This window comes from Curtobacterium sp. Csp2 (assembly GCF_013347165.1).
Genome location: NZ_CP054593.1, coordinates 633,339 through 636,728, shown reverse-complemented (window position 1 = coordinate 636,728; position 3,390 = coordinate 633,339). Strand labels below are relative to the sequence as shown.

Here is a 3,390-nt window from a genome sequence, read left to right as displayed (position 1 = left end):
GCTCGGCGGTCGTCGCCGTGCTCGACGCGTGCACCGGCACACCCGCGTCCCGGAGCGCCTGCGCGACCGCGTCGTCGGTCTCGTCGGCGTGCGCGTAGACGACCACCTCGGCGCCGGCGTCCCGCAGGAGCAGCACGAGGACCGCGGTCTTCGGTTCGAGCACCATCGACACCCCGACCCGGGTGCCGCGGAGCAGGCCGCCGTCCCGGAGCTCGGCGGCGACCGCGCGCGACACCGGCATCGAGCGCCGGGCCCAGCGGATGCGGGCTGCCGCTGCGGGGTCGTCCTCGGGGTCGCGGCCAGTCGAGACGAGGAACACGTCGTCGGACAGCGCCGGGACGGCGAGCACCCCTGGGCGTGCCGGGGCGACCGGGCCGAAGGCGTCCTCGTCGACGGCGGGGACGTACCGGCCGGCGTCCACCACGACGAGGGTGGCGCCGCGGGGGCGGTCGGCCTCGCGCTCGACGGCCGCGGTCGACTCGGCGGGGTCCCCGAGGCACCACAGCTGGTCGACGGGCTCGTGCGACTCGGCCGGACGGGCGCCGAGTCCGGTCAGCAGGGCGTCGAGCGCGGCGGTGTCGCGGGGGTCGCCACCGACGATGCGGTAGGTGCGGGCGGCGACGAGCAGGTTCGTCGCGGCGGCGAAGCGGCGGACGGCTGCCGAGGCCCACGCGGCCCGGGCGGGGTCGGGTTCGTCGTGGGCCTGGTGCCGGATGCCGACCAGGCGGGGCCCGGGGTCCGCACCGCGGGGGCCGGCGCTGTCGGAGCCGGCGCCCTCCGTCAGGGTGGCCAGTCGGTCAGCGACGTCCGGTGCGGTCAGGTCCACCCATCCGACGACCCCGGCGACCGGCGCGGGCTGGGTCAGGAGCCACTCGGTCTCGCCGGGGTCGTGCGCCGCCTGCACGACGATCGTCCGGTCGATGCCGGCGGCTCGCGTGAGGGCGCGGAGGTCGTCCGTGTCGAAGCGGCGGCGGAGCGGGGCGACCGAGTCGTCCATCCAGGGGTACGGCCGGTCGGACGGATCCCAGAGGTGGTGGTGAGCGTCGATGATCACGAGCTCATCCTGCCGGATTCATCCGATGTCCGCGCGGGGGTGCGCGCTCCCGACCCGCGGGCTGGTGGCGTGGCCGAGACTCGCGCTGGACGACGAGTCTCGCGAATGCGCGGCCGGGACTCGTCGCTCAGCGCGAGACTCGGGCCGCGCAGAGCCCGCGGCCGGCGTCAGACCACGCCGGACGCCTCGAGCTCGCCCTGGAGTTCGGCGTCCGACGGCTCCACGAAGTGCTTGCCGTTCGGGAGCACCACGACGGGGATGTTCTTCCGCTCGCTGATCGCCTCGGCGCGGTCGGCCGCCGACAGGTCCGCCTCGACGTCCACGTACTCGTAGTCCACGCCGAGCCGGTCGAGCAGCGCCTTCGACCGCCGGCAGTCGCGGCACCAGTCCGCGCCGAACATCGTCACCTTGTCGAACGTCTCGTCAGTCATGTCCACACAGTACGTCCGTACAGGTCCGGACATTCCCGCGGCATCGGCGGCGCGGCCGGAGCACGATGGCCGCATGACCCTGACGACGGACGTCGCCGTCCACCCGCACCACCGCCACGGCTGGTGGTGGAAGACCCTGCTCGCCGGCTTCCTGCTCTGGGCCGTCACCATCGTCGTGACGGTGGTGACGTTGAACACCAACCTCGTGCCGACGATCATCCTGCTCGGCAGCTTCCTCGTGCCGTTCACGGTCGTCCTGTTCGTGATCGAGCGGGTGACCGGGACCGTGAGCACGATGCAGCTCGTCACGGCGTTCTTCGTCGGCGGGATCCTCGGCGTGCTCGGTGCCTCGCTCCTCGAGGCCGACCTGCGCCAGGGCGCCTTCATCTACGTCGTCGTGGGCTTCGTCGAGGAGTTCGTCAAGGGCGTCCTGCTCCTGTTCGTCGGCTGGCGCGTCCGCCCGAAGACCGCCGGCCAGGGTGCCCTGCTCGGCGCGACGATCGGCGCGGGCTTCGCGGCGTTCGAGTCCGCCGGGTACGCCTTCAACGCGGCGATCACCGAGCGCGGCATCGACCTGGTGTCCCTGCTGCAGACCGAGGTGGTGCGGGCCGTGCTGTCGCCGGTCGGGCACGTGCTCTGGACCGCGATCCTCGGAGCGGTGCTGTTCGGCGCCGCGCGGGGCGGGGCGAAGCTCCGCTGGTCGTGGTGGATCCCGGTCGCGTACGTCGTCGTCTCGGTGCTGCACGGACTGTGGGACAGCAACAGCACCCTGTCGACGCTCCTGGCGTTCGTGTTCACCGGAACGCCCCTGTCGGCGGCGCAGACCGGGACGGTGCCGCCCGGGCTGGCCTCGCTCGCGACGACGCTGTACGTCGTCGGGTTGCTCGTCGTGACCCTGATCGGCGTGGTCGTCCTCGTCGCGGTGCTCGTGCACCATCACCGCCGGGACGGCAGCCCCGAAGCCGTGGCGTGGTCTCGGTCGTCCGCGCCGGCATGGTCGGTCAGCAACGCGGGTGCGGAGGATCGGGATTGGCGGTCGACGCCACCCCGGCTGCCTGGGCAGTGATGCGTCCGGCACGGGGCCCGATCCTCCGCTTCCTGCGCTCGCTACTGGCTCGCGCGGACCACACAGCTCGCGACGACGCCCGTCGGGAAGCCGATCGACGCTCCGATGCAGACCGCGCACGCCGTGCCGGCGGTCACGATGCAAGCGGCACCGCACACCCCGGCGAGGATGGCGAGGGCCCAGGCGTTCACGTTCTGCTTGCTCAGGCAGTCGTTGAGCTTGGCCCAGAACCCGGCCGACGCGCGTGACTGCTGTGCGGCGAGCGCGACGCTCTTCTCTGCCTCCGCAGCGGTGATCGACTTCGAGAAGCGCAGTTCGCGGTCCTGCCAGACCTCGAGGCTCCCGCCGCCCTCGCCGTCCCCTCGGAAGGCGAACTCGACCGTGGTCGTCAAGCGACCAGCTGCGTCGAAGAAGGAGGATCGGCTCGAGATGGTCTCCAGCCCTGCCCCCTTCAGGCCGATCCTGACGACGGAGCCGCTGCCGTTCGCGAGCACCGTCGCGGTAGATCCGTCGAGCGTCGCTCCGCTCGACGTTCGGTGATCATCGAGAGCAGCTCGACGGACCGCCGCCTCGCGTTCTGACGCGGGGAGCTCGTCGAGTCGGTTCTGGACGAGGGCTTGCTCGAAGTCCGCGATCTCAGCCGCGCGGTCTCGGACGGCAGCTGCCTCGGCTGGGACCGGACTCAGTGTCGTCGCGATCATGGCGATCGCGGCACCCCCGACGAGGAAGGCCGTGAACCGCTTCGAGAGCGCTGCAGTGTTCATCTCCTGTGGTGGATGGCAAGGGTCACGATCGCCGCCAGGGAGGCCAGGAGCACCGCCGCACTCCAGGCGACGATC

3 protein-coding genes and 1 pseudogene are annotated in these 3,390 nt (G+C 72.4%); 1 reads left to right on the top strand and 3 read right to left on the bottom strand.

From position 1 onward, the window contains the following. Nucleotides 1–1,054: pseudogene (locus HUN59_RS19325) on the bottom strand (hypothetical protein); the annotation flags it as partial. 167 nt (nucleotides 1,055–1,221) lie between these two features. After that, nucleotides 1,222–1,485, bottom strand: coding sequence for a glutaredoxin family protein (locus tag HUN59_RS03170; protein WP_174777472.1), 264 nt, complete (start codon nucleotides 1,483–1,485; stop codon nucleotides 1,222–1,224). A gap of 73 nt (nucleotides 1,486–1,558) precedes the next feature. Here HUN59_RS03170 and HUN59_RS03165 point away from each other — a divergent pair, with 73 nt between their 5' ends. Continuing rightward, nucleotides 1,559–2,551 (top strand): PrsW family intramembrane metalloprotease, encoded by a 993-nt coding sequence (locus HUN59_RS03165; protein ID WP_174777471.1) that lies wholly within the window; start codon nucleotides 1,559–1,561, stop codon nucleotides 2,549–2,551. A 41-nt stretch (nucleotides 2,552–2,592) separates the two neighbouring features. On the opposite strand, the gene HUN59_RS03160 is transcribed toward HUN59_RS03165, so the two are convergent. Next, nucleotides 2,593–3,315, bottom strand: coding sequence for a hypothetical protein (locus HUN59_RS03160; protein ID WP_174777470.1), 723 nt, complete (start codon nucleotides 3,313–3,315; stop codon nucleotides 2,593–2,595). Nucleotides 3,316–3,390 lie beyond the last annotated feature (75 nt).

Coding starts and splice junctions, on each gene's coding strand:
- HUN59_RS03160 (WP_174777470.1), bottom strand. CDS start 3,315: ATGAACACTGCAGCGCTCTCGAAGCGGTTCACGGCCTTCCTCGTCGGG.
- HUN59_RS03170 (WP_174777472.1), bottom strand. CDS start 1,485: ATGACTGACGAGACGTTCGACAAGGTGACGATGTTCGGCGCGGACTGG.
- HUN59_RS03165 (WP_174777471.1), top strand. CDS start 1,559: ATGACCCTGACGACGGACGTCGCCGTCCACCCGCACCACCGCCACGGC.